Below are 26,494 nucleotides of genomic sequence, written 5' to 3' on the forward strand. Positions count from 1 at the left end.
GGGGGGCTCTAACTGCAGGGTGTGGATCAGGCGTTGACGGCCGGGATCACCTTCGTGCCGTAGGCGTCGATGGTGGCCTCCTGCGCGTCGTGCATGTCGTACACCGCGAACTGGTCGACGCCCAGCGCGCGGAGCGCGGTCAGCTTCTCGATGTGCTTCTCGGCCGGTCCGACGACGCAGAACCGGTCGACGATCTCGTCGGGCACGAACGCGGTGTCGGGATTGTCGGCCCGCCCGTGGTGGGAGTAGTCGTACCCTTCGCGGGCCTTGATGTAGTCGGTAAGTTCCTCGGGAACCTGGGCGGAGTGCTCGCCGTACTTGGCAACCAGGTCGGCGACGTGGTTGCCGACCATGCCGCCGAACCAGCGGCACTGTTCGCGGGCATGCGCGAGGGCCTCGGGCGAGTCGTCGGCGGTGACGTACGCGGGGGCCGCCACGCAGATGGTGACCTCGGACGGGTCGCGCCCGGCGGCTGCGGCGGCGTCCTTCACCGCCTTCACCATGTACTCGGTCAGATACAGGTCGGACAGCTGGAGGATGAACCCGTCGGCCTCCTCGCCGGTCATCTTCAGCGCCTTCGGGCCGTACGCGGCCATCCAGACGGGGAGCCGGGCGCCCTCCCTGATCCACGGGAAGCGGATCTTCGTGCCGCCGAGGTCGGCCTCCTCGCCGCTGCCCAGCGCCCGGATGACCTTCATCGCCTCGCTGATGCGCGCGAGGGTGTTGGGTTTGCGGCCCGCGACCCGCATCGCGGAGTCGCCGCGGCCGATGCCGCAGACGGTGCGGTTGCCGAACATGTCGTTGAGGGTGGCGAAGGTGGAGGCGGTGACCTCCCAGGTGCGGGTGCCCGGGTTGGTGACCATCGGGCCGACCTTCAGCTTCGAGGTGTTGGCCAGGATCTGGCTGTAGATCACGAACGGCTCCTGCCAGAGCACGGCGGAGTCGAAGGTCCAGCCGTACGTGAAACCGTTGCGCTCGGCCCGTTTCATCAGGCTGACGACACGGGAGGCCGGCGGGTCGGTCTGCAGGACGAGTCCGAAGTCCATGGCGCCACTCCTCGTTCGATTAGTTGAGGTACTGACAGGTGGAGCGCGGGGTGAAGGCGCCGTGCCCGGCGTGCCCGGTGTACTCCCGCTCGCTGATGACGACTTCGCCGCGCGAGAGCACGGTCTCGACCCGGCCGGTGGTGCGCCAGCCCTCGTAGGCCGAGTAGTCGACGTTCATGTGGTGGGTCTCGGCCGACATGACCTGCTCGGCGTGCGGGTCGTAGATCACGATGTCGGCGTCGGCGCCCGGGGCGATGGTGCCCTTCTTCGGGTACAGCCCGAACATCCGGGCCGGGGTCGCGCAGGCGATCTCGATCCAGCGGCGGCGGGAGATGTGCCCGTCGACGACGGCCTGGTGGAGCAGGTCCATACGGTTCTCCACGCCCGGCAGGCCGTTGGGGATCTTGGAGAAGTCGCCGCGGCCCAGTTCCTTCTGGCCGGTGAAGCAGAAGGGGCAGTGGTCGGTGGAGACGACCTGGAGGTCGTTCGTCCTGAGGCCCCGCCACAGTTTGGCCTGGTGTTCGCGCGGCCGCAGGGGCGTCGAGCACACGTACTTCGCGCCCTCGAAGTCCGGCTCGGCGAGGTTGTCGGTGGACAGGAACAGGTACTGGGGGCAGGTCTCGCCGAAGACGTTCAGCCCCTCGTCGCGGGCCCGGGCCAGCTCGGCCACCGCCTCCATCGCCGAGACGTGCACGACGTACAGCGGGGCGCCGGCGACCTGGGCGAGCCGGATGGCGCGGTGGGTGGCCTCGGCCTCCAGCAACGCCTTGCGGACCTCGCCGTGGTAGCGCGGGTCGGTCTCGCCCCGGGCGAGGGCCTGCCCGACCAGGACGTCGATGGCGATGCCGTTCTCGGCGTGCATCATGATCAGCCCGCCGTTCTCGGCGGAGCGCTGCATGGCGCGCAGGATCTGGCCGTCGTCGGAGTAGAAGACCCCCGGGTAGGCCATGAACTGCTTGAAGCTCGTCACTCCCTCCTCGATCAGGAGATCCATCTCCTTGAGCGTCTCGTCGTTCACGTCGGAGACGATCATGTGGAAGGCGTAGTCGATCGCGCAGTTGCCCTCGGCCTTGGCGTGCCAGGTGTCCAGGCCCTCGCGCAGGGTGTGGCCGACGCTCTGCACCGCGAAGTCGACGATCGTCGTCGTACCGCCCCAGGCGGCGGCCCTGGTGCCGGTCTCGAAGGTGTCGGAGGCGAAGGTGCCGCCGAACGGCAGCTCCATGTGGGTGTGCGCGTCGACGCCGCCCGGGATGACGTACTTGCCGGCCGCGTCGATGACCTTCTCGGCGGTGAACGCCTCGGCGGCGGGGGTGCCGGAGGCGGCGAGGGCGGCGATGCGGCCGTCTTCGATGAGGACGTCGGCGTGGATCTCGTCGGACGCGGTGATGACGAGACCACCGCGGATGACGGTACGGCGGGTCATGGGGCCCTCTCCTTCGTGGTCGCGTGCGGGTACGTTGTGGCTGGTCGCGCCCGCGCGGCGGCAGCCGCAGATCGAGCACAGACCCGCGCCCCTTTGGGGCGCCTTACGGCGCCGTCAGCGGTGTGTACGCCCCCGGCGCCCGGTCCCGGTAGAACTGCCAGCGGTCGCGGACCTCGCGGAGTTTGGCCAGGTCCAGGTCGCGGACGACCAGTTCGGTCTCCTTGTCGCTCGCGACCTCGCCGACGAACTGGGCCTCGGGGTCCACGAAGTAGGTCGTGCCGTAGAAGTCGTTGTCGCCCAGGTCCTCCACCCCGACCCGGTTGATCGCGCCGACGAAGTACTCGTTGGCGACGGCCGCCGCCGGCTGCTCCAGCTGCCAGAGGTAGCGGGACAGGCCGCGCGAGGTGGCGGAGGGGTTGAAGACGATCTCGGCCCCGGCGAGGCCCAACGCCCGCCAGCCCTCCGGGAAGTGGCGGTCGTAGCAGATGTAGACGCCGATCCGGCCGGCGGCCGTGTCGAAGACGGGCCAGCCGCTGTTGCCCGGGCGGAAGTAGAACTTCTCCCAGAACCCCTGCACTTGGGGGATGTGGGTCTTGCGGTACTTGCCGAGGTAGGAGCCGTCCGCGTCGATCACGGCGGCGGTGTTGTACAGCACGCCCGGCTGCTCCTCCTCGTACATCGGCAGCACGAGGACGATGCCCAGCTCGCGGGCGAGGGACGAAAAGCGCTGGACGGTGGGGCCCTCGGGGATCCGTTCGGCGTACTCGTAGAAGGCCTTGTCCTGGACCTGGCAGAAGTAGGGGCCGTAGAACAGCTCCTGGAAGCAGAGGACCTGGGCGCCCTGCGCGGCCGCGTCGCGCGCCGCCTGTTCGTGGACCTGGATCATGGATTCCTTGTCGCCGGTCCACGCGGTCTGGAACAGGGCGGCACGGATCACTCGGCTCATCGGGACCTCCGGTAGCTCGGTGTGCCGTGAGCGTAGAAAGCGAGCGAGGTCCGTTCGACGGGCAGCGTGTCACGTCTGCGGGCCGTGCGCGTGCCACCGTGTCACGCCTGCCAAGTCCCATGTTTCACCGCCGTTTTCCCAGGTCGTCGCATGTTTCACCCCTGTTGCGCGTCGTGCGCGAGGAGCGCGATGTGCACGGAGGCCGCCTGTTCGAAGTCGTCCAGGTCGACGCCGAGGCGGGTCTGTATGGCCTCCAGGCGGCGGTAGAGGGCGGGCCGGGAGACATGGTGGAGCTGGGCGGTGCGGGACTTGTTGCGGCCGGTGGCGAGATAGGTCCGCAGGACGTTCAGCAGCTCCGGTTCGGACGCGCACAGCAGCCCGTCCAGTTCCCGCTCGGCGAAGGACTGCACCTGCGGGTCGTCGCGCAGCAGCCGGATCAGTCCGCGCAGGTGGACGTCCTTGAGGCGGACCACGGCCGGCAGGTCGAGGACGGCCGAGGAGTCGGCGACGGCGTCGGCGACATGCCGGGCCTCGCGCAGTCCGGCGGGCACCTCGTCCCAGCCGGTACGGGGTGCGCTGGCCGCGACCAGGGCCCCTGGCCCGGCGCGCAGCCGGGCCGCGAAGTGCGCGGTGAGGGCCTCGGCGTCCTGGTCGCGGGCGAGGCTGAGCAGCACGGCGGCCCGCCCGTCGGCGAGTTCGGCGACCAGCCCGGACATCCCCAACAGGCGCAGTACCCGGTCGAGTTCGTCCGGGGCGCGGCCGAGCACGACGAGCGGCACGAAGGTGCGCCGGTTGACCGGCAGCCCCGCCGCACGCGCCCTGGGCAGCAGCCGGCCCGCCGGTACGACACCGGAGAGCAGGTCGGTGAGCAGACTCTGGGCGGACTCCTCCTCCCAGGAGTGCGCGGAGCCGCCGCCGAGCATGCGGTGCAGGACCAGCGCCTCGGCGGCCCGGTCGGCGAGCAGCCGCCCGGTGGCCGTATCACCCCGGTAGCCGCACAGCAGCAGCCGGCCCCAGCGCTCCCCGCGGCCGCCGAGCTCGGCGCTGATCCAGCCGCCGTCCGCGCCGGCGGAGGCCTGCCGGGCGACCCGTTCCCAGTCGCGCAGCACGTCGTCCACCGCGGACCGCTCGCCCGCCGTGGCGAGGACGCGGTGGGCGAGGTTGGTGACCACGACCGGGCAGCCGCTGTGCCGGGCGACCTCGTCGAGCAGGCGCTGCAGCGGGGCACCGGCCGTGATCAGGGCGGTGAGTTCGGTCCGTACGGTCTCCGAGAGGCTGACGGCGGCGAACTTCCGCCGTACCAGCCGGGACTGGACCTCCTCGGTGAGTTCGGCGAACGGGAAGGGCCGGTGCAGGACGACCATCGGCAGTCCGCACCGCTCGGCGGCCCGGCGCATCACCTCCGGCGGCGTGGGGAAGGCCCGCCCGAGGCCGAGTACGACCGCGGCGGCCTCCGCCCGGTGCAGCGACTGGATGTACTCGGCCTGCCTGGCCTCGTCGCCGGCCAGGAGCACCCCGGTGGTGAGCACCATCTCGCCGCCGCTGAGCATCACCCCGACGTCGGCGGCCTCGGCGACATGCACCCAGCGCACGGGCCGGTCGAGCTGCCCGGCACCGGCCACCACCTCGGGCTCTCCGGCGAGCACCCGCTCCAGGGTGAGCACCTGGCGGACGGAGAGCGCGGGTTCCCAGCCGTACCGGGATTCCAGGGTGGTGGTCATGGCCGTACACCGTTCTCTAGTACGTACTCCTGAGCGAGCGTTCCAGGATGGCCGCGCCCTCCTCGGCCTCCGCGACGGTGAGCGACAGCGGTGGGGCGATGCGCAGGGCGCTGGTGTCGTGGCCGCCGCCCTTGCCGATGAGCAGCCCGCCCTCGCGGGCCGCCTCCAGCACGGCGGCGGCCGCCTGCGGATCGGCCTCGTCGGTGCCGGGCTTCACCAGCTCGATGCCGATCATCAGCCCGCGGCCGCGCACTTCCCGGACGCGCGGCAGCTGGGCGGCGACGGCCCGCAGCCGCTCGATGAGCAGGCCCCCGACCCGGCGGGCGTTGCCCTGGAGGTCGTGTTCCAGCAGATACGTCAGATTCGCCAGCCCGGCGGCCATGGTGAGCTGGGTGCCGCCGAACGTCGAAATGCTGTTGGCGTCCAGGCAGTTCATGATCTCGGCGCGGGCGATCACCCCGCCGATCGAGGAGCCGTTGCCGATGCCCTTGGCGAAGGTGACGATGTCCGGCGGGCCGCTGCGCGCATGCGCCTGCCAGCCCCAGAAGTGCTCGCCGGTGCGGCCCCAGCCGGTCTGCACCTCGTCGGCGATCCACAGGATGCCGTGCTCCTTGAGGACCTCGCGGAAGGCGGCATAGAGCCCGTCGGGCGGGGAGGTGAAGCCGCCGACGCCCTGGATCGGCTCGGCGATCAGCGCGGCGGGCGGGCGGGTGTGCCCCAGGATGTCCTTCAGGTCGGCGACACAGGCATCGATGAACGCGCGGTCGTCCAGCTCGGCGAAGGGACCCCGGGTGCGCACGCCGCCGTGCACGTACAGGGTCTGCAGCGGGGACAGCGAGGTCGGCGACCAACTGCGGTTGCCGGTGATGCCGACGGTGCTGAAGGACCGGCCGTGGTAGCTGTTGCGCATCGCCAGGATCGTGTTGCTGCGCCGGTGGGCGGTGGCGAGCAGCAGGGCGGTGTCGTTGGCCTCGGTGCCGGAGGTGGTGAAGAAGACCCGGGCGTCCGGGATGCCGCTCACCTGGGCGATGCGCTCGGCGAGTTCGACCATCGGCCGGTTGAGGTAGAGGGTCGAGGAGTGGATGATCCGCCCGGCCTGCTCGGCGACCGCCTTGGTCACCTCGGGCAGCGCGTGCGCGGTCATGGTCGTCAGGATGCCGCCGAAGAAGTCCAGGTACCTGTTGCCGGCGGAGTCCCAGACGTGGCGGCCCTCGCCGTGCGTGATCTCGATCGGCTCGTCGTAGTAGAGGGCGAGCCAGTCGGGCATGACCTGGCGGTGGCGGGAGTAGAGGTCGTTCACGGCTGCACCAGTCCTTCGTAGGCGTCGGGGCGGCGGTCGCGGTAGAAGGCCCACTGCTGCCGCACTTCCTCGATCAGGTCGAAATCGAGGTCACGGACGAGGAGTTCCTCGGACTTGTCGCTCGCGACCTCGCCGACGAACTGCCCGCGGGGATCGACGAAGTAACTGGTCCCGTAGAAGTCGTTGTCGCCGTACTCCTCCTGCCCCACCCGGTTGATGGCGGCGACGAAGTACTCGTTGGCGACGGCGGCCGCGGGCTGCTCCAGCTGCCACAGGTGGGCGGAGAGCCCGCGGTGCGTGGCCGACGGATTGTAGACCAACTGGGCGCCGTTGAGGCCGAGTTGCCGCCAGCCCTCCGGGAAGTGCCGGTCATAGCAGATGTAGACGCCGACCTTGCCCACCGCGGTGTCGAAGACCGGCCATCCGAGATTGCCGGGCTTGAAGTAGTACTTCTCCCAGAAGCCCTTGACCTGCGGGATGTGGTGCTTGCGGTACTTGCCGAGGCAGGTCCCGTCGGCGTCGATCACGGCGGCGGTGTTGTAGTAGAAACCGGACTGCTCGACCTCGAAGACCGGGACCACGACGACCATGCCGGTCTCGCGCGCGAGCTCCTGCATCCGCCGCACGGTCGGCCCGTCGGGCACCGGCTCGGCCCAGCGGTAGTGCTCCGGCTCCTGGACCTGGCAGAAGTAGGGCGAGTTGAAGACCTCCTGGAACCCGATGATCCCGGCACCCTGCCGGGCCGCCGCACGGGCGTGCTCCTCGTGTTTCGCCACCATGGACTCGGTGTCGCCGGTCCAGGTGGCCTGGACCAGGGCGGCTCGTACGACGTTGGCCATGAGCTGCTCCTTCGACGGGACCGTCAGAGCCTCTACGCCCGTAGAGCAGGCGGTAGAGGGACGAAAGTAGGCCTCCGGGAGGCCCTTGCCAAGACCATCGTCGTCAAACCACGGAGTCGATCGCGTTTCCTGACTCCTGTGGGTGAGCGAGAGGGTCGCTCGAAGTGATGAAACGGAGCATACCCGGGCGAAGTGCCGGATTGCCGGTCACGTCGTGTGCCCGGCCACCCGCAGCGCGTGCACGAGGTCCCAGTGCCGCTCGTCGGAGACGGACTGGGCGGCGTGCAGCAGCAGCGGCACGAGCCGGTGCGGATCGGGTACGACACTCCGGGCGGCCTCCTCCGCCGTACGCACCCGCACACAGGCGTCCAGCAGAGCCCCCGCCTCCCGCCGGCGCCCCGCCTCCGCCAGCCGCAGCACGGCCGCGCCGATCTGCTCCGCCGGGCGGTCCACGCCCTGCCGCAGCAGCTGGCGTCCGTCGGCCTCCCGTCCGGCGGCGGTGAGCGCGTCGGCGGCGGCCACCAGCCGCTCCGCGGGCAGCGAGGCGGTCTCCCACAGCAGCGTCGCCCAGTCGGCGCCGAGCCCGGCGCGGTGCAGCGCCTCGGCGAGTGCCGGGAACCGCCCGGGAGGCCACTGCACGACCTCGACGAGCAGCACATGCGCCTCACCGCTGCGGCCCTCGGCCCGCAACCGCGCCAGCCGCTCCACGACCCCGGCCACCGCGGCCACCGCCTCGGCGTCCACCACCTCGGCGGGCGCCGCCGCGGGCTCGGCCGCCTGCCCGGCCCCGGCGAACCGCGCCCCGCGCGGCGTACGACGCGCGGGCGCCTCCGGCACGACCGGCGGCGGCGCCGCCTGCGGCAGCACGACACCAGCGGCCGCCCCCTCCTCCACCATCCCGGCGAACCGCGCACTGCCCCGCCGACGCTTGCGCGGCTTGGCGGGCGACGCGGGCTCGGTTGCCGGGGTGCCGACGGCACGGCGCTCGACCGGAACGGCAGGAGAAGCGGGCGGGGCGGCTTCTGGGGCCTGACCGGCGTGAGGGGATGGCGGTGGAGGGGCAGGGTGCGCGGCCCGAGCGGCCTCCGGAGAGGGGGACATGGTTTGCGCAGCCTGATCGACGCGGAGGGAGCGCGGGGTGGGGTGCACGGGCTGACCGGCGCGCGGAGAGGTGGAGGCACCTCGGGCTGCCTGTCCGGCGCGGAAGGAAGGCGGGGCGGCGTGCACGACCCGAGCGGCCTCCGCAGAAGGCGAGACGGCTTGCGCGGCCTGATCGGGGTGGGGAGCCGGAGAGGTGGCTTGCGGCGCCCGGACGGCGCCGGAAGGGGGCGCGGCAGCAGGGGCGGGCGAGACCGGGGCTGGAGCGGACGCCACAGCGTACGGAGTTCGAGTCGAGCCCCCAGCGTGCGGGCTCGGATCGGGGACTACGTCACGCGGGGCCAGGGGCGGTCCATCAGCATGCCCGGACGGGACGGGCACGACGGCGTGCGGAGCTCGAGCGGAGCCGTCCGCAGGCGGGGGCGGAGAGGGCGGGGCCGGCCCGTCCCCTCCGTCGCGCCACGGCGGCCCGGGCTCGCCCCCTTGCCGTACCCCGCCCGAGCCCCGCGCTCCCCACCGCTCCTCCTCCGCCGCCCGGCCATCGCGCCCGGCCCCCGGAAAACGCCGCGCCACGGGGGACCCGTCCGCTTCCCCGCCGGCCCCGGCCCAGAGCGGCACGCTCGTACCGCCCCCGTGCTCCCGCGCCGGCGCCCGTCGGTCGAGTTCGGCCAAGCGGTCCCGGAGTTCGGCGCAGCGGGCGGTGGCGCGTTCGTGGTCGTCTCGGGCCCAGGCGAGGTCGAGGCGGAGGGAGCCGGGGTCCTCGGTGGTGGACGGGGTGGACAGCAGGCGGGTCAGTTCGGCCTGGCGTTCGGCGGCGTAGCGCTGTTCGCGGAGCATCACGTCAAGGCGGTCGAGCAGGGCGTCGCGCGCCCTGGGAAGGGCGTCGTACGCCGTGAGCGCCGACCGGTACAGGACGCGGGCCCGCTCCCGCTCGGCGGCAGCGGCGGCGGTGCCGTACGCCGTGGCGAGGTCCTCCAGCAGCGCCTCCACCACGTCCCACGGCAGCACCTCGCGCCCGTCCAGGCAGGCTCGCATGCCGTCGGGGTCACGCCGCCAGAAGACCCCGCTCCACCCGTCGCCCGGGTCCAGCCGCGCCAGCAGACCGTCCAGGTAGCTCGCGAACTCCCGTACTCCGCTGGGAAGTCGATCCACGACCATCGCTCAGCTCCCGCCCGACCGCCGGCACTTTCGGTGGGTAGGCAACACGAGTCGTGTTACGGCACTGCTACACAGAGTTTTCCGGCAGAGCGCGGGCGCCTCATCGCGGGCCCCCGGCCACTGCGCGGACCCGGCGCCTCACGCGACCACGAGGGCGCACCGCGCGACCAGCTCGTCCATGGACAGCCCCAGGACCCCGGCCAGCGCGGCCACGGTGAAGAACGCGGGTGTCGGAGCCCGGCCCGTCTCGATCTTGCGGAGCGTCTCGGCGGAGACACCCGCCTGCGCGGCGACCTCGGTCATGCTCCGGTCGCCGCGCGCCTCGCGCAGCAACCGCCCGAGCCGCTCGCCGCGTTCGCGCTCTTCGGGCGTGAGAGGGGTACGCACCATGGACCCATTCTAATACCGGCTCGCACGACCCTCCCCATTAAAATACCGGTATAGTAATTGGCATGGTGGAACTGAAGACGGACACATCGATCGACGCGATGCACGCGGCGGGACAGGTCGTCGGGCGGGCCCTGACGGCCGTACGACGGGCCGCGGACGTGGGCGTCTCACTGCTGGAGCTGGACGAGGTGGCACGGGAGGTACTGCGCGAGGCCGGGGCTTCGTCGCCGTTCCTCGGCTACCGCCCCTCGTTCGCGCCGACCCCCTTCCCCGCCGTGATCTGCGCCTCCGTGAACGACGCGATCGTGCACGGCGTCCCCACCCGCTACCGGCTCCGCGACGGCGACCTGGTCTCGATCGACTGCGGCGCCACCCTGGACGGCTGGGTCGGCGACTCCGCGATCAGCTTCACCGTGGGCCGCCCGCGTCCGGCGGACATCCGTCTGGTCGAGACCGCCGAGCGGGCTCTGACCGCGGGCATCGAGGCGGCCGTCACCGGCAACCGCATCGGCGACATCGCGCACGCCGTCGGCCGGGTCTGCCGTACGGCCGGCTACGGCATCCCGCACGGCTTCGGCGGCCACGGCGTGGGCCGCCGTATGCACGAGGACCCCGACGTCCCGAACGAGGGCCGCCCGGGGCGGGGACTGCCGCTGCGCCCCGGCATGGTCCTGGCCATCGAGCCCATGCTCATCGCCGGCGGCCAGGACGACTATGCCGCGGCGAGCGACGGCTGGACCCTGCGGACGACCGACGGCTCCCGCGCGGCCCACGTGGAACACACGGTGGCGATCACGGAGTCCGGTCCCAGGATTCTCACGGCACGGGAAGCGCCCTGAAAGCCCCTCTCCGCAGGCGAACATGCCCACCCCACCAGTTCGTGTCATCGTGGGCATGAACAGCCCCCACCCGGTTACCCGGCGGAGCCAGTCGTCAGCGAAGGAAGCGCATCGCCATGACCAACGGCTACCCTCCTGACCCCTTCGGCGAATTCCTGGCCCGCTTTTTCGGCGGCCCGCCCAGCGGAGCGAAACGCCACATCGACATCGGGCGCCTGCTCAGCCAGCCGGCCCGCGAGCTGGTCAGAGGGGCCGCGCTGTATGCCGCCGAGCACGGCAGCCGGGACCTGGACACCCAGCACCTGCTGCGCGCCGCCGTGGCGGCCGAGCCCACCCGGAGCCTGCTGAGCCGCGCCGGCGCGGACCCGGACTCGCTGGCGTCGGAGATCGACGACCGGGCCGGTCCGACCCAGCACCCGCCGGGCGAGGTGCCGCCCCCGACCTCGCTCTCGCTCACCCCGGCCGTCAAACGCGCCCTGCTGGACGCGCACGACATGGCGCGGGCGAGCGGCGCCGGGTACATCGGCCCGGAGCACGTCCTGAGCGCGCTGGCCGCCAACCCGGACTCGGCGGCCGGCCACATCCTGCACGCGGCCCGGTTCTCGGCCGACTCCCTGCCGCCCGAGGCCCCCGAGTCCGTCCCGGTCCGCGTGGTGGAGCGGCAGCGCGCCACCGGGACGCCCACCCTGGACAAGTACGGCCGAGACCTGACCGACATGGCCCGGCAGGGCCGGATCGACCCGGTCATCGGCCGGGACACCGAGATCGAGCAGACCATCGAGGTGCTGTCCCGGCGCGGCAAGAACAACCCCGTCCTCATCGGGGACGCGGGGGTCGGCAAGACGGCCATCGTCGAAGGCCTCGCCCAGCGGATCGCCGACTCGGACGTCCCGGACATCCTGGCGGGCCGCCGGGTCGTCGCCCTGGACCTGACCGGTGTCGTCGCCGGCACCCGCTACCGGGGCGACTTCGAGGAGCGCCTGAACACCATCGTGGAGGAGATCCGCGCCCACTCGGACCGGCTGATCGTGTTCATCGACGAGCTGCACACCGTCGTGGGCGCGGGTACCGGCGGCGAGGGCGGCGCGATGGACGCCGGCAACATCCTCAAGCCCGCCCTGGCCCGCGGCGAGCTGCACATCGTGGGCGCGACCACGCTGGAGGAGTTCCGCAGGATCGAGAAGGACGCGGCGCTGGCCCGCCGGTTCCAGCCGGTTCTGGTGCCCGAGCCGACGGCCGAGGACACCATCGAGATCCTGCGCGGGCTGCGCGACCGGTACGAGGCCCACCACCAGGTCCGCTACACCGACCAGGCGCTGGCCGCCGCGGTCGAGCTGTCCGACCGGTATCTCACCGACCGGCGGCTGCCGGACAAGGCCATCGACCTGATCGACCAGGCGGGCGCCCGGGTGCGGCTCGGCGCGCGCACCAAGGGCACGGACGTACGGGCGATGGAGCGCGAGGTCGACCAGCTGGTGCTGGACAAGGACCAGGCGGTCGCCGGCGAGGACTACGACAAGGCCAAGGAGCTGCGCGACCGGATCGGCGAGCTGAAGCAGCGGATCGCCGAGGCGAGCGGCGACGACAGGGTCGACGAGGGCCTGGACCTGGAGGTGACGGCGGAGGCCGTCGCCGAGGTGGTGTCCCGGCAGACCGGCATCCCGGTCAGCCGGCTCACCCAGGAGGAGAAGGAACGGCTGCTCGGCCTGGAGGAACACCTGCACGAGCGGGTCGTCGGCCAGGAGGAGGCCGTCGCCGTGGTCTCGGAGGCCGTACTGCGCTCCCGTGCGGGGCTCGCGAGCCCGCACCGGCCCATCGGCAGCTTCCTGTTCCTCGGCCCGACCGGCGTCGGCAAGACCGAGCTGGCCCGGGCGCTCGCCGAGGCGCTGTTCGGCAGCGAGGACCGCATGGTGCGGCTCGACATGAGCGAGTACCAGGAGCGGCACACCGTCTCCCGGCTGGTCGGTGCGCCGCCCGGGTACGTCGGCCACGAGGAGGCCGGGCAGCTCACCGAGGTGGTGCGCCGGCACCCGTACTCGCTGCTCCTGCTGGACGAGGTGGAGAAGGCCCACCCGGACGTCTTCAACATCCTGCTGCAGGTCCTGGACGACGGACGGCTGACCGACTCCCAGGGCCGGACGGTGGACTTCACCAACACGGTGATCGTGATGACCAGCAACCTCGGCTCCGAGGCGATCACCCGGCGCGGTGCCGGGATCGGGTTCGGGCCGGGCGGGGCGGACGCGGACGAGGAGGCGCGGCGCGAGCGGATCCTGCGGCCGCTGCGCGAGCACTTCCGGCCGGAGTTCCTCAACCGCATCGACGAGATCGTGGTCTTCCGGCAGCTCACCGGCGAGCAACTGCGGCGGATCACAGACCTGTTGCTGGAGGGCACCCGTCGGCTGCTGGACGGGCAGGGCGTCACGGTCGCGTTCACGGACGCGGCCGTCGACTGGATCGCCGAGCGCGGCTACCAGCCGGAGTACGGCGCCCGGCCGCTGCGCCGCACCATTCAGCGGGAGGTGGACAACCAGCTGTCCCGGCTGCTGCTCAACGGCACGATCACCGAGGGCAGCCGGGTGACGGTGGACACGCGGGACGGACGGCTGGACTTCCGCACGGAGGAATCCCAGCCGCCCGCACCGGAGTTGTGAGGCCTACGGCGCCGGGTCCACCACCATCGCCGAGCCGCCGCCGCGCCGTACCTTCTCGGCGGCGGCCAGCCACTTGCCGCCCGGCAGCCGTTGCACGCCGGTCGCCGCGCCGATCTCGGGGTTGAGCGAGAAGGAGTGCCCGATGGTCTCCAGCTGTTTCCTCAGGTCACTGTTGTAGAGGGCCGGTTCGAGCTCCGTCTTCGCAGCGTTGCGCTGGCTGGCGCGGGGTGCGGCGATCGCGTCGACCAGCGGCAGATGCCGGTCGAGGAACTCGGTGAGGGTCTGCAGGACAGTGGTGATGATGGTCGCGCCACCGGGTGAACCGAGCGCCACCACAGGCCGGTTGTTCCTGTCCAGCACGATCGTCGGGGAGATCGAGGAGCGCGGCCGCTTGCCCGGGCCCGGCAGGTTCGGGTCGTGCACGGCCGGGTTGGCCGGGGCGAAGGAGAAGTCGGTCAGCTCGTTGTTGAGCAGGAAGCCGCGGCCGGGCACGGTGATGCCGCTGCCGCCGGTCTGCTCGATGGTGAGCGTGTAGGAGACGACGTTGCCCCACTTGTCGGCCACGGTCAGATGCGTGGTGTTCTGGCCCTCGTACGTGGTCGGGGCCGCCGTACCGCCCTGGCCGCAGGCCGCCGGGTGGCGCGGGTCGCCGGGGGCGAGCGGGCTGGTGAGGACCGCGTCGTCCTTGATCAGGCAGGCCCGCGAGTCGGCGTACCGCTGGGACAGCAGCTCTTTGGTCGGTACGTCCTCGAAGGCGGGGTCGCCGACCCAGCGTCCGCGGTCCGCGAAGGCGATCCGGCTGGCCTCGATGAAGTGGTGCAGGTACTGCGCCTCGCTCGCCTTCGACAGGTCGGTGTTCTCCAGGATGTTGAGGGCCTCGCCGACCGTGGTGCCGCCCGAGGAGGAGGGGGCGATGGAGTACACGTTCAGGCCGCGGTACGACGTCCTGGTGGGCGCCTGGAACTTGGCCCGGTAGACGGCGAGGTCCTTCTCCTCCAGCTTGCCGGGGCGGGCGTTCCAGCCGGAGGCGGGGTCCACGGGCGGGTGTTCGACCGTGTTGACGATGTCGTCACCGATGTCCCCGCGGTAGACGGCGCCGATGCCCCTGCGGCCCAGTTCCTCGTAGGTGCGGGCGAGTTCGGGGTTCTTGAAGGTGGAGCCGACGACCGGCGGCTGTCCGTTCGGCAGGAACAGCTTCGCGGTGTCCGGGAAGTAGCGGAACCGGGTTTCGTTGGCCGCGGTCTGCGAGCGGAAGGTGTCGTCCACCGTGAAGCCGTCGCGGGCGATCCGCTCGGCCGGCTTCAGGACCGTGCCGAGCCGCTTGCTGCCCCACGCGTCCAGCGCGGTCTGCCAGGTCGCGGGCGTGCCGGGGGTGCCGACGCTCAGGCCGCTGCTGACGGCGTCCGCGAAGGCGAGCGGCTTGCCGTTCTCCAGGAACAGGTCGGAGTCGGCGCTGAGCGGCGCCGTCTCGCGGCCGTCGATGGTGTGCACCGTACGGGACCTGGCGTCGTAGTAGACGAAGTAGCCGCCTCCGCCGATGCCGGCGGAGTAGGGCTCGGTGACGCCGAGGGCGGCGGCGGTGGCGACGGCCGCGTCGACCGCGTTGCCGCCGTGTCGGAGTACCTCGATGCCCGCGGCGGAGGCGTCGGCGTCGACGCTGGCCACCGCGCCGCCGTAGCCCACCGCCACGGGAACCTTGGTGGGCGTGCCGGTCGTTGTCGCGGCGGGCGGTGCCGCCGCCCCCACCGACACCAGCGCGGCCGAGACCGCCAGAACCGCCAGTTTCCGCGTGCCAGGACGACCCATCCGAACCTCCCGTCGGGACAGTCCGCGCAGCGTAACCAGATTGCCGTAGTACCGACAGTACGCCTGGGTGTCCTGCCACACGACCGTCACGTGTCGAACACCGGTACGTAGCAGTAGCCCGGGACCGCTACCATGCGCGGCCATGAACGACGACCTGCGCAACATCGTCCTGGGCCTGGTGGCGACCGGCATATCGGCCTCGCTGGGCTGGCTCGCCCGTACCTATCTGTGGCGGCGCAAACTGCGGCGCAGGCAGGCGTTCTTCGGGTTGCCGGACCACTCGGAGTCGCTGCTCGTGGTCAACCGCGCGGCGGGCGGACCGGAGCTGTCGGTGAAGCGCTACGACGTGTTCGCCCTGCTCGAACTCTCCGCCCTGATCAAGGAATGCCACGCGCGCGCCGAGGTCGTGGCGCACGACGCGACCCAGCAGGGCTTCGGCGAGCGGACGGAGTTCTGCGTCGGCGGGCCCTACTCCAACCGCCGGATGGCGGCCCACCTCTCCTCGCTGCTGCCGGGTGTGTGGGTCAACACCGAGACCGAACCGGTGGCGGACCGGGGCATGTTCCGGATCGGCGGGGAGCAGTACCGCATGGAGCGCGGCCGGAGCGAGTACGTCCTGCTCGCCCGGCTCACCGCCAACGGGCAGGAGGACTCCCGACCGGTGTTCCTCTTCTGCGGTCAGCGGGCCGTCGACAACCAGGCCGCCACCCGCTATCTCGCCCGCCACCACGAGCGGCTGCACCGCAAGTACGGCACCGGGTCCTTCGTACTGCTGCTGAAGGTGGTCAACTCGCAGGCGTACGGCCCGGACGTGGTCGAGCTGGTGGCGGACGTGACGCGGGCGGCACGCACTCCCCTGCCCGAGACGGCCTCTGCCGATGCGGCCGCCTAGTCGTGCAACAAACTTTACTGGTACGTAACTTACCGACGGGTTACTTACGGTAAGGGCGTCCGGTTACCGTCGGGTCACTTTGCATGCGAACAGTTGAAGGAGTGACCCGTGATTCAAGGGGTTGGCGCGAAGCGCCATCGAATAGGGCGGTGGCGGGCGACGGGTGGGCACGGTCGCACCACTCTGCGCACCGCCGCCGCAGGAGCCGTCTCGGCGGCGCTCATCGCCACAAGCGTCGTCGGACTGGCGCCCGCCGCGCAGGCCGGCACCCCGAGCGTCCGGTTCGTCGACATCACCGGCGACGGCGGCACCGTACTGAAGGCGAACGTCGTCACGCCCGCGGGCGCCGACGGCTCGCACAGCTACCCCCTCATCGTGCTGCCCACGAGCTGGGGCCTGCCCCAGGTGGAGTACCTCGCCCAGGCCCAGAAGCTCGCCGACGCGGGCTATGTGGTGCTCACCTACAACGTGCGCGGTTTCTGGCAGTCCGGCGGGCAGATAGAAGTGGCCGGTCCGCCGGACATAGCGGACGCCTCCAAGGTCATCGACTGGGCCCTCGCGAACACCCCGGCCGACCCGCGGCACGTGGGCATGGCGGGGGTGTCGTACGGCGCCGGGATCAGCCTGCTCGCCGCCGCGCACGACAAGCGCATCAAGGCCGTGGCCGCGCTCAGCGGCTGGGCGGACCTGATCGACTCGATCTACTCGGGCCGCACCCAGCACGTCCAGGCGGCGGCCCTGCTGGACGGGGCGGGCACCCTCACCGGCCGGGAGAGCCCCGAACTGCGGCAGATCTTCGACAACTTCTACGCCTCCAACCTGTCCAAGGAACAGGAGATGATCGACTGGGGGCGGAAACGTTCCGCCGCGACCTATGTCGACCAGCTGAACAAGAACGGCGCGGCCGTCATGCTCGCCAACGCCTGGGGCGACACGATCTTCCCGGCCAACCAGTACGCCGACTTCTACCAGAAGCTGACCGTGCCCAAGCGGCTCGAACTGCGCCCCGGCGACCACGCCACCGCCGAGCTGACGGGCCTGTTCGGGCTGCCCAACGACGTCTGGACGGACACCGAGCGCTGGTTCGACCACTATCTGAGGGGCGCCGACAACGGCATCGACCGTGAACAGCCGGTCCAGCTGAAGTCCCGTAGCGCGGGGGGATACGAGGGCTACCCGGACTGGAAGTCGGTCGCGGCCACGCGGCGGAAGCTCGCGCTGCCGGGCTCCACCACCATCCACGCGAACGTCGACTCCGGCGCGGACGGCGGGATCGTCTTCCTCTCCAGCATCCTCGACCAGGTCGCCCAGGTGCCGCCCATGGCCGCCATCCCGCTGCTGCCGCGCCGCTGGGCGGCCGTGTGGCAGTCGGAGCGGTACGGCAGCACCCAGAAGGTGCGCGGCACGGCCGCCCTGCACACCACGCTCACGCCGACCGCGGAGAGCGGCACCCTCGTCGCCTACCTGTACGACGTGGGGCCGCTCGGCATCGGCAAGTTGGTCACCAACGCGCCGTACACCTGGCACGGGCGGACGCCCGGCGAGCCGTTCGACGTCGACCTGGACCTGTTCTCCACGGCCTACGACGTCCCCGCCGGGCACCGCCTCGCGCTGGTGGTCGACACGGTCGACCCGCTGTACATCGAGCACAACCCGTCCGGCGCGCAGCTGACCTTCTCCTCACCCCTGGACGACCCGTCGTACGTGTCCGTCCCGCTCGGCGAGCAGTGATCTCCGGCTGCCGCCGGACGAGCCTGGCCCGTGTGAACTGCCGCCCCCTGGGGTCTCGCAGCATGCAGAACGGCACATCTTAGTCGAGGTTGGCGGTGATGAACTGCCCGGCAGGGAGGAACTCCTCCCCGCCGGGCGGGGCATCAGCCCGGTGCACGTGAACCGGCCGGTGTCGTAGGCGGGATACCGGCTCAGGCCTCGGCGATCTCCGCGTACAGCTGGGACAGTTCGGGCACGCCGCTCGCGGCCCAGCCCTGCCCGGGGCCCGTCACCTCGACCTCACGGCCGGAGGCCAGCCGTACGACAGGCTCCCCGTCGGGGCGGATCAGCCAGGTGGCACCGGGTACGGTGCGCACCACGACCGTGCCCAGATACAGTCCCGCGTCATTGCCCAGCCAGGGCAGCGTCTCGGCGTCGTCGCGCCAGCGCGGGACCAGCTGGTCCAGGGCCTCCAGGGAGGCCGGGGTGTCGTCGAGACGGACGCCCGCCCGGGCCGCCTGCGAACGGAGCAGTTCGCACTCGGACAGCAGCGCGGCGATCCCCTCCGGGTCGGTGGGGATGGCCGCGTCACCGTTCTTCTTGTGCCGGTGGCCCAGGAACGGAAGGTTCATGCACTCCAGCGTCGCATCAGACGTCGAGGTCGACCACCACCGGAGCGTGATCGGAGGCACCCTTGCCCTTGCGCTCCTCGCGGTCGACGTAGGCGTCCTTGACGGCCCCCGCGAACGACGCGTTGCCGTACACCAGGTCGATGCGCATGCCGCGGTTCTTCGGGAAGCAGAGCTGGCGGTAGTCCCAGTACGTGAACGGGTGGTCGTACTTCAGCGGGCGCGGCACCACGTCGTTCAGGCCGGCCTCGCGCAGGGAGGCGAGGGCGGCGCGCTCGGCGGGGGTGACATGGGTGGAGCCCTCGAAGACGGCCGGGTCGTAGACGTCGTCGTCCGTCGGCGCCACGTTGTAGTCGCCCAGCACGGCGAACGGGCGGCCGGCGCCCGCGTCACCGGCGACGGCCGCCTTCAGGGCCTCGAACCACTGGAGCTTGTAGGCGTAGTGCGGGTGCTCCACCTCGCGGCCGTTGGGGACGTACACCGACCAGACGCGGACCGGGCCGCAGGTCGCCGAGATGGCCCGCGGCTCGGTCACGCCGTCGAAGCCGGGGTCGCCGGGCAGGCCCTTGACGACGTCCTCGATGCCGACGCGGGAGAGCACCGCCACGCCGTTCCACCGGCCGGTCGCGTGGACCGCCGACTCGTAGCCCACCTCGCGCAGCTGGTCGAACGGGAACTGCTCCTCGGCGACCTTGGCCTCCTGCAGGCAGAGCACGTCGGTGCCGCTGCTCTCCAGCCAGGCCAGCAGCCTCGGGAGGCGGGCGGTGATCGAGTTCACGTTCCAGGTGGCGATGCGCATGCCTCACAACCTACCCGGAGCCACTGACAACGGGCTCGGACGGCGACGGGCTCAGACCTCCGCCGACGCTCCCGGGGTCAGCCGCTGGTGGTCCGTGCCGCCCAGGGCGCCGATCTGGCGGTCGTAGATCGGGCGGGCCAGGTCGGTCAGCAGGGCGTCGTGGACGTCGTAGGCGCGCCGCGGCCTGACCTCGCGGACGTAGTCGATGACCTCGGAGATCTTGTTCCAGGGGGCCATCACCGGGAGCATCAGCGTCTCGACGGGATGGGCGGGGACGGTGAGGGCGTCGCCGGGGTGGAAGACCTTGCCGTCGTCGATGAGGAAGCCGACGTTGGTGATCCGCGGGATGTCCGGGTGGATCACCGCGTGCAGTTCCCCGTGGACCTGCACGTCGAAGCCGGCCGCGGTGAAGGTGTCGCCGTGGCCGACGGTGTGCACCCGGCCCGGAAAGGCCGACGTGATCCGTTCGGCGACCGACTTCAGCGTCCAGATCCGGGCCGCGGGGTTGTTCTCCATGGCGGCCCGGAGCCGGAACTCGTCGAAGTGGTCCGGGTGCTCGTGCGTGATCAGGATGGCGTCGGCGCCGAGCGCGGCGTCCTCCTCGCTGAACCCGCCCGGGTCGATGACGAGCGTCCGACCGTCCTTGTCGAGGCGGACACAGGCGTGGGACTTCTTCGTGAGCTTCATGTCACCCCATCCTGCCGCCTGCGGCGGCACGGGGCGCACTCGGCACTCGCCCGGCGTTCACCCGGCGCTCACTCGGCGGGCGTGGTCTCCTCCAGGATGACCTCCCGGGCCACCCGGAACGCGCTGTTCGCGGCCGGCATCCCGCAGTACACGGCCGCCTGCAGCAGCACTTCCCTGATCTCGTCCGGGGTGAGCCCGTTGCGCAACGCGGCCCGAGTGTGGACGGCCAGCTCCTCCAGATGACCGCCCGCGACCAGCGCGGTCAGCGTGACGCAACTGCGGGTCCGGCGGTCCAGGCCCGGCCGGTCCCACACCTCGCCCCAGGCGTAGCGGGTGACGAACTCCTGGAACTCCCCGGAGAACCCCTCGGACTCGGCCAGCACCCGGTCCACGTGCGCGTCGCCGAGCACCTCCCGGCGGATCTTGAGCCCGGTCTCGTACCGGTCGGGCCGCGCGGCCGGCTGCGCCGGTACGGCGGCCGGGGCTATCTCGGCGACCGGTACGGCCGCCGGCGGCATGGCCGGGGCCGGGACGACCGCCGCCGACGGCAGGACCGTCTGGCCGGTGTCGTAGGGCTGCTGCCAGGCGGTGGAGAAGTGGTGCACCAGCAGGTCGGTGACGGCCGCAGGCTGCTCGACCGGGACCAGGTGGGAGGCGCCGGGGACGACCGCGAGGCGGGCATCCGGTATGCCGGCGACCAGGGTGCGAGCCTCGGCGGGCCCGGTGACCTGGTCGTCGGCGCCGACGAGCACGAGCGTCGGCACGCCGACCCGGCCCAGCTCGGCCCTGACGTCGAAGGATGCGAGCGCCTCGCAGGCGGCGATGTAGCAGCCCGGGTCGGTGGTGCGGACCATCTGCACCGCCCACTCGGTGATCGCCGGCTGAGCCGCGGCGAAGGAGTCGGTGAACCAGCGGTCGGGCGAGGCACGGGCGATCGGGTCGAGCCCGTTGGTGCGGACGATCACCCCGCGCTGCCGGAACTCGTCGGCGGTGCCGAACCGGGGCGAGGCCGCGACCAGGGCCAGCGAGGCGAGCCGCTCGGGATGGCGCAGGGCCAGCTCGATGCCGACGGCACCGCCCAGCGCACAGCCCGCGTAGCCGAACCGCTGCACGCCGAGCGAGTCCAGCGTGGCCAGCAGCCGGGTGGCCAGCTCGGCGACGGATCCGGCCGGGCGGGCGGGCGCCCCGCCGTGTCCCGGCAGGTCGAACCGCACAACCCGCCACTGCTTGGCCAGCTCCGGGACCTGGCGGTCCCACATGTGCCATGTGGTACCCAGTGAGGGACCCAAGATCAGGACCGGAGCGTCTTCTGGCCCGTCAAAGCGGTATTGCAGGGTGTTCGGGGGTGTCTCACTCACGCCCCAGACCCTCTCACGTCTCACGGACGCCCCTATAACGCAGGGGCGCGGGAAACCGGTCTGACCAGGTTGAAGACCTCTCGGGCGGCATACCGCTTGAGGCATCGGATGATCTCACGCCGGGTCTTGCCCTCCTGGGTGCGGCGTTCGAAGTACGCCTGAGTGCGCGGGTCGTGGCGCAGCCGGGTGAACACGATGCGGTGCAGGGCGGCGTTCGCCTGACGGTCGCCGCCGTAGTTGAGCCGACGCGTGCTCCGACGGCCCGACGAATACTCGACGGGGCTGACTCCGCAAAGGGCAGCAAAGGACGCCTCGGTGTTCAGCCGCTCGGGGTTGTCTCCCATGGTGATCAGCAGGGCGACTGCGCTGTCCGGGCCGATGCCCACCGGTACGAGCAGCTGTGGGGCGTGGTGTTCGACGAGCTGGTCAGGCGTTGGTTCAGCTCATCGATCTGCCCGGTGAGCTGTTCGATGCGCTCGGCGAGCATTCTCAGGGTCATGTGGGTGGCCTGGGCCACCGCGTTCTCGCCGTCCTCGCCGTCGCCTGGCCCGAGGCGTGCGCAGGTGCGGAACAGCTCGCGGTTGCCCAGGCTGGAAAGTCGTTCCCGCAGTGCGGGATCGGCGATGACCAGGACGGCTTTGAGCTGGTTGATCGCCTGGGTACGGGCCTTGACCGCGGAGTCCTTGGCGAGCTTGAAGATCCGGGCGCCGTGCGCCGGTCCGTCGCCGGACGTGGCCCGGGCCCGGGCGCGACCGCTGAGCACGGCTCGCGCGGCGGCCTGAGCGTCGAGCGGGTCCGACTTCCCGAGCAGTCGGCGGGCCGAGCGGTCGGGCCGGTTCACTTCGAAGACCTGAATCTGCTGGGCCAGCAGGTAGCGGGCCAGGCCCGCGCCGAAGGTGCCGGTGCCCTCCACACCGGCCCGGCGCACCGTACCCCGCTTGCGGGCCCACACGAGCAACTGCCGGTAGCCGGCCGCCGTCGCGGGAAAGGACTCCGTTCCCAGGATCTTCCCGAGCGGGGAGATCACGGCGGCAACATGCACCTCGCCGTGCGTGTCCACGCCCAGGACGACCTCGCGCCGAACGGGCGGATCCGTGCTCGAGGAGGTGCTGCGCTGTCGGGTCGTCATGATGGTTCGCCTCCGACGTGGGTGACGTGCTGGCTGGGGTGGATGGCACCGGCCTGCTCGGGCGGTCTGAACCGTGATGGCGCCTGAAGATCGGCAAGGCCCCTATTGGGACACGCCCTGTGGCTCGGTACCAGCAGTCGCCATCCCGCAACGACAGTCGACAAGCCAGTGACTGGACACTCCGGTCATAGATCTCATGAGTCAGACCCCCGTCCGGGACGGCACTGCGCCACCGTCCCATCGATCCCGGCACAACGGCGTGACTCGATAACTGCCGGATGGCTTCGAACGAACCGGCGCTCAACCTGGCCTGGACCGGCTGACAGTACGTTGACTCTTCGTCCACTCGTGACCGACCTTGACGGACAGCCGTGTGGTCCGCCATCCCGGCAGTCCTTCGTCGGCCATGGCAGGAACGCCCTCAGACCCCTCCCTTGTAAGCCGCTGGCCACAAATCCTGTAGGCACTGCGCGAGATCCTCGCCGGCTTCCCCTCGACTCGGCCACGAGGTGGATGCCTAGGCGGTCCCGGCCGAACTTCACGACGAGTGGCCGGTCTTCGATACCTCTCCGAAGGCTCCATGGCCGACTCCTCAATCCGAAACCCACTGAGGACGACCGTCGGCTTCCCCCCAGAACCGGGTTGTCGGCGACGGCTGAAAAGTGGACCAGTAGCGGAGAACCCAAGCGTCGGCAGTGGCTCACAATTCAGCCGTCGCCGACACCGGATCACCTCGGGCCCAGTGATTACACCACCACAGGGGACATGACCGACCGCCCAGCAAAGTGAGTTTCGACGCTCCCGAGCCGGCAGCGACCGGAACTGGTGAGCCGGTCGACGATTGCGGTGGTCTACGCCCGGCCAGGCGAAGGCGGGTGGACCGTGCGATGAGGCAACGCTCAGGACCTGTCAAGTCGCCTCATCACCACGGCTGCGGCCACTGCGGCGAAGAGCAGGGCCGCACGGGGCGGCCGTGGACGTCATCGGCGTGGAACCCAGTCAGATCCTCTGCTGTCCCGGTCCGCCCCACCACCACGCCTCGGTCGTCCAGCACCGCGACTGCCGGCCGTCCAGGGCGGACATCCCGGCCGGGACCGGCACCAAAGACAACTCATAGCTGCTTGGGAGGCGCCTACCGAGTCGGCGTCTTCACCATTCACTGGGTGATCCATAACGCTGGCTTCCTGGTAAGAGCCCTGCGGCTACGAGAGACCGACACGCGCGGACGACCCCTGTCGCGCGCGGCTCGCCGACGGGTCACAGGGCACCGGCCCTGGCGGGCAGGTCCTGTTCGGCCCAGACGACCTTGCCGTCCGTTGCGCAGCGGGAGCCCCACCGGCGCGAGAGCTGGGCGACCAGCTGGAGGCCGCGGCCGTGCTCGTCGAGATCGCCGGGATGGCGGGAGCGTGGCTGGCCGGTGTTGCTGTCGAAGACCTCGCACGTCAGCACCCGGTGCTGGATGAGCCGTAGGCGGCTGGGTCCGCCGCCGTGGCGGATGGCATTGGTGACCAGTTCGCTGACGATCGACTCCACGGACGTCACGAGCGGCTCCAGACCCCATTCCCTGAGCTGACGGGCGGCCAGGTGCCGGGCTGTCGTGACGGTGACCGGCTCGTTCGGCAGGTCCCAGGAGGCGACCTGGGTGGGCTCGAGCGCGCGGGTCCGGGCAAGGAGCAAGGTGACATCGTCGGCCGGTGTGTGACTGCGCAAGGTCTCCATCACTCGCGAGCACATGTCCTCCGGGGATGCGCCCGGCTGTGCCAGGGCGGCGCCCAGGCGGCGCAGGCCGGCGTCGATGTCCTCGTCCCGGGACTCGACCAGCCCGTCGGAGTAGAGGGCGAGCACGCTTCCTTCGGGCAGTTCCAGTTCCACGGACTCGAAGGGGACCAGGCCGAGACCGAGGCCGAGCGGGGCTCCGGCGGGCAGGTCAGGGACGGTGACCCGGCCCTGTGCGCCGACGATCAGGGGCGGCGGATGCCCGGCCCGCGCCATGGTGCACCGCCGGGTGACCGGATCGTAGACGGCGTACAGACAGGTGGCGCCCACCACCGCGGGGGCCTGGTCGGTGTCGTCGGTGTCCTCGTCGTTCAGCCGCCGGACCGTGTCGTCGAGGTGTGTCAGCAGTTCGTCCGGGGGCAGGTCGAGGTCCGCGAGCGTGCGCACGGCGGTGCGCAGCCTGCCCATGGTCGCCGCGGCGTTGATGCCGTGTCCCACCACATCGCCGACGACCAGGGCCACCCGGGCACCGGACAGCTCGATCACGTCGAACCAGTCACCGCCCACGCCGTGGTCCATGTCCGCCGGCACATAGCGCGAGGCGACCTCGACGGCGGCGCCGCCCTGCACCCGGTGGGGCAGCAGGTCGCGTTGCAGCGTGAGGGCCGCGGTGCGCTCGCGCGCATACTGCAGGGCGTTGTCCAGGCTGAGCGCGGTCCGGGTGACGAGCTCCTCGGCGAGGAGCAGGTCGTCCTCCTGGAACGGCGTCTGTTCCTCGGAGCGGCCGAACAGCGCCAGGCCCAGCACGCAGCGCCGCGCACGGATGGGCACGACCATCAAGGAGTGGACGCCGCTGTCCCGCACCTTCTGCGCCCGCACCGGGTCGTGGTCGACCCACGGACCGGCCTGGGTGTCGAGCACCGGCTCCAGGTGAGACCTGCCCGTGCGCAGGGCGACGGCGAACGATGAGCTCGGGTGGGTGTGGATCACCTCTTCCCGCACCCACGGCAACTCCAGGAGTCCCAGGTCGATGGAGGCCAGACCAGCACGGCGCAGCAGCGGCGGGCGGCTGCTCGTCGTGCCGATCCGTGCCGAGGGTTCCACGCCAAAGGGAACCGACTCGACCAGATCGACGAGGGCGTGGTCGGCCAGCAGGGGCACGGCGAGCTCGGCCAGTTCCTGCCCGGTCTGCATGACGTCGAGGGTGCTGCCGATGCGCGTACTCGCCTCGCTGAGGATGGCCAGGCGTTCGCGCGCCCGCCGGTTCCCGGTGACATCCACGGTCATGGAGCACACTCCCAGGGGCGTGCCGTCCGCGTCCTGGAGGCAGAAGAACGAGGCCGAGAACGCATGTTCACGGCGCCCGTCCGACAGCGGCCACGCCCGGTATTCGTGGACCATGGTGGTACCGCTCTGCAGCACCTGCTGCATCACCACCTCGAGCGCTTCGGCCTCCACGGCGGGCAGCGAGTCCTTCAGACGGCGTCCGAAGCGCCGGTCACGGGGAATGCCGTCGTGGCGCTCCATGGCGTCGTTCACCCAGGTACAGCGCAACTGTGGGTCATACACCACGATGCCGATCGGTGCATGGGCTAGGAGCGACTCACGCACCGGTCCGTTGGCAGGCTCCGAGGACAGGGCGCCTATGTCGGTCACGGATACCAGCCACCGGGTTCCGGCGTCCTGTCCCCACAACAGCGAGACCCGCAGCGACATCTTGAGCGTGTGGCCGTCGCGGTGGCGGACCGCGGCGGTGCCGGACCAGCCACTTTGGGCACGGCGCTGCTCGGCGAACAGCGAAGCCATTCGGGCCTCCTCAGGGGGCGGTAGCACGTGCGCGGCGGATCGGCCCACCACTTCCGCGGCCGAGTACCCGACAAGTCGCTCAGCGGCCTGCGTCCACGCCGCCACCGTCCCGTCCGCATTGATCACCGCTATCGCCGAGTCCGGTATCTCGCCGGGGCTCACCGGCTTGGCGAGTGGCGTGTGGTCGGTATGCGTCATCGTGGTTGATCCCCTTCAGTTCGGAGGTGAGGGAGTGCCGGCATGTGGGCGCGGCCGCCCGGTCTGTAGCCGTGGTGGACGGTGATGGGCAGGAGGCGGAGCCCCCGGGGGTAGCGGGAGCCTTTGCGGTGCAGCGGGCGACCTCCGCCGCTGCCCTGTGACCCACAGCCCGGCATCCGCCACCTTTGCACCATTTTGCCCACTTCTGATGAAATAGTCAGATACGACCGCTTCATCGTCAAGGCCCCCGAAACTGATCGTTCAATCAAATGTGGCCATGCAAGCGCGACGGGGAACGCGGGGCGACCTCTGTCGCCGCTGCAATCACTGACCCCTGGGCGGCGAAGTTG

18 protein-coding genes and 1 pseudogene are annotated in these 26,494 nt (G+C 71.2%); 4 read left to right on the forward strand and 15 right to left on the reverse strand.

The genetic code is table 11. The annotated features are described in order from the left end of the window. Positions 1-26: 26 nt before the first annotated feature. From ACWC2T_RS22295 to ACWC2T_RS22330, 8 genes are all read right to left on the reverse strand, one after another. Complete coding sequence (locus ACWC2T_RS22295) at positions 27-1,046, reverse strand: TIGR03842 family LLM class F420-dependent oxidoreductase (RefSeq protein WP_450672077.1); 1,020 nt, start codon at positions 1,044-1,046, stop codon at positions 27-29. Between the two features lie 19 nt (positions 1,047-1,065). Continuing rightward, complete coding sequence (gene hydA / locus ACWC2T_RS22300) at positions 1,066-2,469, reverse strand: dihydropyrimidinase (RefSeq protein WP_450672078.1); 1,404 nt, start codon at positions 2,467-2,469, stop codon at positions 1,066-1,068. Between the two features lie 103 nt (positions 2,470-2,572). Then, a complete protein-coding gene (locus ACWC2T_RS22305) occupies positions 2,573-3,415 on the reverse strand; it encodes a nitrilase-related carbon-nitrogen hydrolase (protein ID WP_450672079.1) in 843 nt (280 codons plus the stop codon). Positions 3,416-3,570: 155 nt separating this feature from the next. Further along, positions 3,571-5,136 (reverse strand): PucR family transcriptional regulator, encoded by a 1,566-nt coding sequence (locus tag ACWC2T_RS22310; RefSeq protein ID WP_450672080.1) that lies wholly within the window; start codon positions 5,134-5,136, stop codon positions 3,571-3,573. Between the two features lie 16 nt (positions 5,137-5,152). After that, on the reverse strand, positions 5,153-6,403 hold the full coding sequence (locus ACWC2T_RS22315; RefSeq protein WP_450672116.1) for an aspartate aminotransferase family protein: 1,251 nt from the start codon (positions 6,401-6,403) through the stop codon (positions 5,153-5,155). 29 nt (positions 6,404-6,432) lie between these two features. Next, complete coding sequence (locus tag ACWC2T_RS22320; protein ID WP_450672081.1) at positions 6,433-7,275, reverse strand: nitrilase-related carbon-nitrogen hydrolase; 843 nt, start codon at positions 7,273-7,275, stop codon at positions 6,433-6,435. Between the two features lie 207 nt (positions 7,276-7,482). Continuing rightward, complete coding sequence (locus ACWC2T_RS22325; RefSeq protein WP_450672082.1) at positions 7,483-9,531, reverse strand: hypothetical protein; 2,049 nt, start codon at positions 9,529-9,531, stop codon at positions 7,483-7,485. A 138-nt stretch (positions 9,532-9,669) separates the two neighbouring features. Beyond that, positions 9,670-9,921: a helix-turn-helix domain-containing protein gene (locus ACWC2T_RS22330; protein ID WP_450672083.1), complete on the reverse strand. Its 252-nt coding sequence runs from the start codon at positions 9,919-9,921 to the stop codon at positions 9,670-9,672. 62 nt (positions 9,922-9,983) lie between these two features. Here ACWC2T_RS22330 and map point away from each other — a divergent pair, with 62 nt between their 5' ends. Together map and ACWC2T_RS22340 are read left to right on the forward strand one after the other, a co-directional pair. Beyond that, positions 9,984-10,760 carry a type I methionyl aminopeptidase gene (map, locus tag ACWC2T_RS22335; protein WP_450672084.1) on the forward strand — a complete coding sequence of 259 codons (777 nt, stop codon included), beginning with the start codon at positions 9,984-9,986 and terminating at the stop codon, positions 10,758-10,760. A 116-nt stretch (positions 10,761-10,876) separates the two neighbouring features. After that, positions 10,877-13,414 (forward strand): ATP-dependent Clp protease ATP-binding subunit, encoded by a 2,538-nt coding sequence (locus ACWC2T_RS22340; protein ID WP_450672085.1) that lies wholly within the window; start codon positions 10,877-10,879, stop codon positions 13,412-13,414. A 3-nt stretch (positions 13,415-13,417) separates the two neighbouring features. Here the strand turns inward: ACWC2T_RS22340 and ggt are convergent, their stop codons facing one another. Next, positions 13,418-15,220 carry a gamma-glutamyltransferase gene (ggt, locus tag ACWC2T_RS22345; protein ID WP_450672086.1) on the reverse strand — a complete coding sequence of 601 codons (1,803 nt, stop codon included), beginning with the start codon at positions 15,218-15,220 and terminating at the stop codon, positions 13,418-13,420. Positions 15,221-15,362: 142 nt separating this feature from the next. Here ggt and ACWC2T_RS22350 point away from each other — a divergent pair, with 142 nt between their 5' ends. Then, positions 15,363-16,112 carry a hypothetical protein gene (locus tag ACWC2T_RS22350; protein ID WP_450672087.1) on the forward strand — a complete coding sequence of 250 codons (750 nt, stop codon included), beginning with the start codon at positions 15,363-15,365 and terminating at the stop codon, positions 16,110-16,112. 141 nt (positions 16,113-16,253) lie between these two features. Next, the gene (locus tag ACWC2T_RS22355; protein ID WP_450672117.1) at positions 16,254-17,843 is read left to right on the forward strand and encodes an alpha/beta fold hydrolase; all 1,590 of its coding nucleotides are present in this window, start codon (positions 16,254-16,256) and stop codon (positions 17,841-17,843) included. A gap of 191 nt (positions 17,844-18,034) precedes the next feature. Here the strand turns inward: ACWC2T_RS22355 and ACWC2T_RS22360 are convergent, their stop codons facing one another. The 6 genes and pseudogenes from ACWC2T_RS22360 to ACWC2T_RS22385 form a co-directional block, all read right to left on the reverse strand. After that, positions 18,035-18,454 (reverse strand): DUF6278 family protein, encoded by a 420-nt coding sequence (locus ACWC2T_RS22360; RefSeq protein WP_450672088.1) that lies wholly within the window; start codon positions 18,452-18,454, stop codon positions 18,035-18,037. A gap of 16 nt (positions 18,455-18,470) precedes the next feature. Next, entirely contained in the window at positions 18,471-19,250 is a 780-nt protein-coding gene (locus tag ACWC2T_RS22365; RefSeq protein WP_450672089.1) for an exodeoxyribonuclease III, read from the reverse strand. Positions 19,251-19,301: 51 nt separating this feature from the next. Continuing rightward, positions 19,302-19,937, reverse strand: coding sequence for an MBL fold metallo-hydrolase (locus ACWC2T_RS22370; RefSeq protein ID WP_450672090.1), 636 nt, complete (start codon positions 19,935-19,937; stop codon positions 19,302-19,304). A 68-nt stretch (positions 19,938-20,005) separates the two neighbouring features. Continuing rightward, a complete protein-coding gene (gene pcaDC, locus ACWC2T_RS22375) occupies positions 20,006-21,295 on the reverse strand; it encodes a bifunctional 3-oxoadipate enol-lactonase/4-carboxymuconolactone decarboxylase PcaDC (protein ID WP_450672091.1) in 1,290 nt (429 codons plus the stop codon). A 32-nt stretch (positions 21,296-21,327) separates the two neighbouring features. Beyond that, positions 21,328-22,424 (reverse strand): annotated as a pseudogene (locus ACWC2T_RS22380) (IS110 family transposase). A 1,257-nt stretch (positions 22,425-23,681) separates the two neighbouring features. Then, on the reverse strand, positions 23,682-26,144 hold the full coding sequence (locus tag ACWC2T_RS22385) for a SpoIIE family protein phosphatase (protein WP_450672092.1): 2,463 nt from the start codon (positions 26,142-26,144) through the stop codon (positions 23,682-23,684). Positions 26,145-26,494: the final 350 nt, after the last annotated feature.

It is taken from the genome of Streptomyces sp. NPDC001393, from assembly GCF_053597455.1.

What these genes read in the sequence shown, in the direction of transcription:
- ACWC2T_RS22295 (WP_450672077.1), bottom strand. Translation starts at nt 1,046, where the DNA reads ATGGACTTCGGACTCGTCCTGCAGACCGACCCGCCGGCCTCCCGTGTC.
- hydA (WP_450672078.1), bottom strand. Translation starts at nt 2,469, where the DNA reads ATGACCCGCCGTACCGTCATCCGCGGTGGTCTCGTCATCACCGCGTCC.
- ACWC2T_RS22305 (WP_450672079.1), bottom strand. Translation starts at nt 3,415, where the DNA reads ATGAGCCGAGTGATCCGTGCCGCCCTGTTCCAGACCGCGTGGACCGGC.
- ACWC2T_RS22310 (WP_450672080.1), bottom strand. Translation starts at nt 5,136, where the DNA reads ATGACCACCACCCTGGAATCCCGGTACGGCTGGGAACCCGCGCTCTCC.
- ACWC2T_RS22315 (WP_450672116.1), bottom strand. Translation starts at nt 6,403, where the DNA reads ATGCCCGACTGGCTCGCCCTCTACTACGACGAGCCGATCGAGATCACG.
- ACWC2T_RS22320 (WP_450672081.1), bottom strand. Translation starts at nt 7,275, where the DNA reads ATGGCCAACGTCGTACGAGCCGCCCTGGTCCAGGCCACCTGGACCGGC.
- ACWC2T_RS22325 (WP_450672082.1), bottom strand. Translation starts at nt 9,531, where the DNA reads ATGGTCGTGGATCGACTTCCCAGCGGAGTACGGGAGTTCGCGAGCTAC.
- ACWC2T_RS22330 (WP_450672083.1), bottom strand. Translation starts at nt 9,921, where the DNA reads ATGGTGCGTACCCCTCTCACGCCCGAAGAGCGCGAACGCGGCGAGCGG.
- map (WP_450672084.1), top strand. Translation starts at nt 9,984, where the DNA reads ATGGTGGAACTGAAGACGGACACATCGATCGACGCGATGCACGCGGCG.
- ACWC2T_RS22340 (WP_450672085.1), top strand. Translation starts at nt 10,877, where the DNA reads ATGACCAACGGCTACCCTCCTGACCCCTTCGGCGAATTCCTGGCCCGC.
- ggt (WP_450672086.1), bottom strand. Translation starts at nt 15,220, where the DNA reads ATGGGTCGTCCTGGCACGCGGAAACTGGCGGTTCTGGCGGTCTCGGCC.
- ACWC2T_RS22350 (WP_450672087.1), top strand. Translation starts at nt 15,363, where the DNA reads ATGAACGACGACCTGCGCAACATCGTCCTGGGCCTGGTGGCGACCGGC.
- ACWC2T_RS22360 (WP_450672088.1), bottom strand. Translation starts at nt 18,454, where the DNA reads ATGAACCTTCCGTTCCTGGGCCACCGGCACAAGAAGAACGGTGACGCG.
- ACWC2T_RS22365 (WP_450672089.1), bottom strand. Translation starts at nt 19,250, where the DNA reads ATGCGCATCGCCACCTGGAACGTGAACTCGATCACCGCCCGCCTCCCG.
- ACWC2T_RS22370 (WP_450672090.1), bottom strand. Translation starts at nt 19,937, where the DNA reads ATGAAGCTCACGAAGAAGTCCCACGCCTGTGTCCGCCTCGACAAGGAC.
- ACWC2T_RS22385 (WP_450672092.1), bottom strand. Translation starts at nt 26,144, where the DNA reads ATGACGCATACCGACCACACGCCACTCGCCAAGCCGGTGAGCCCCGGC.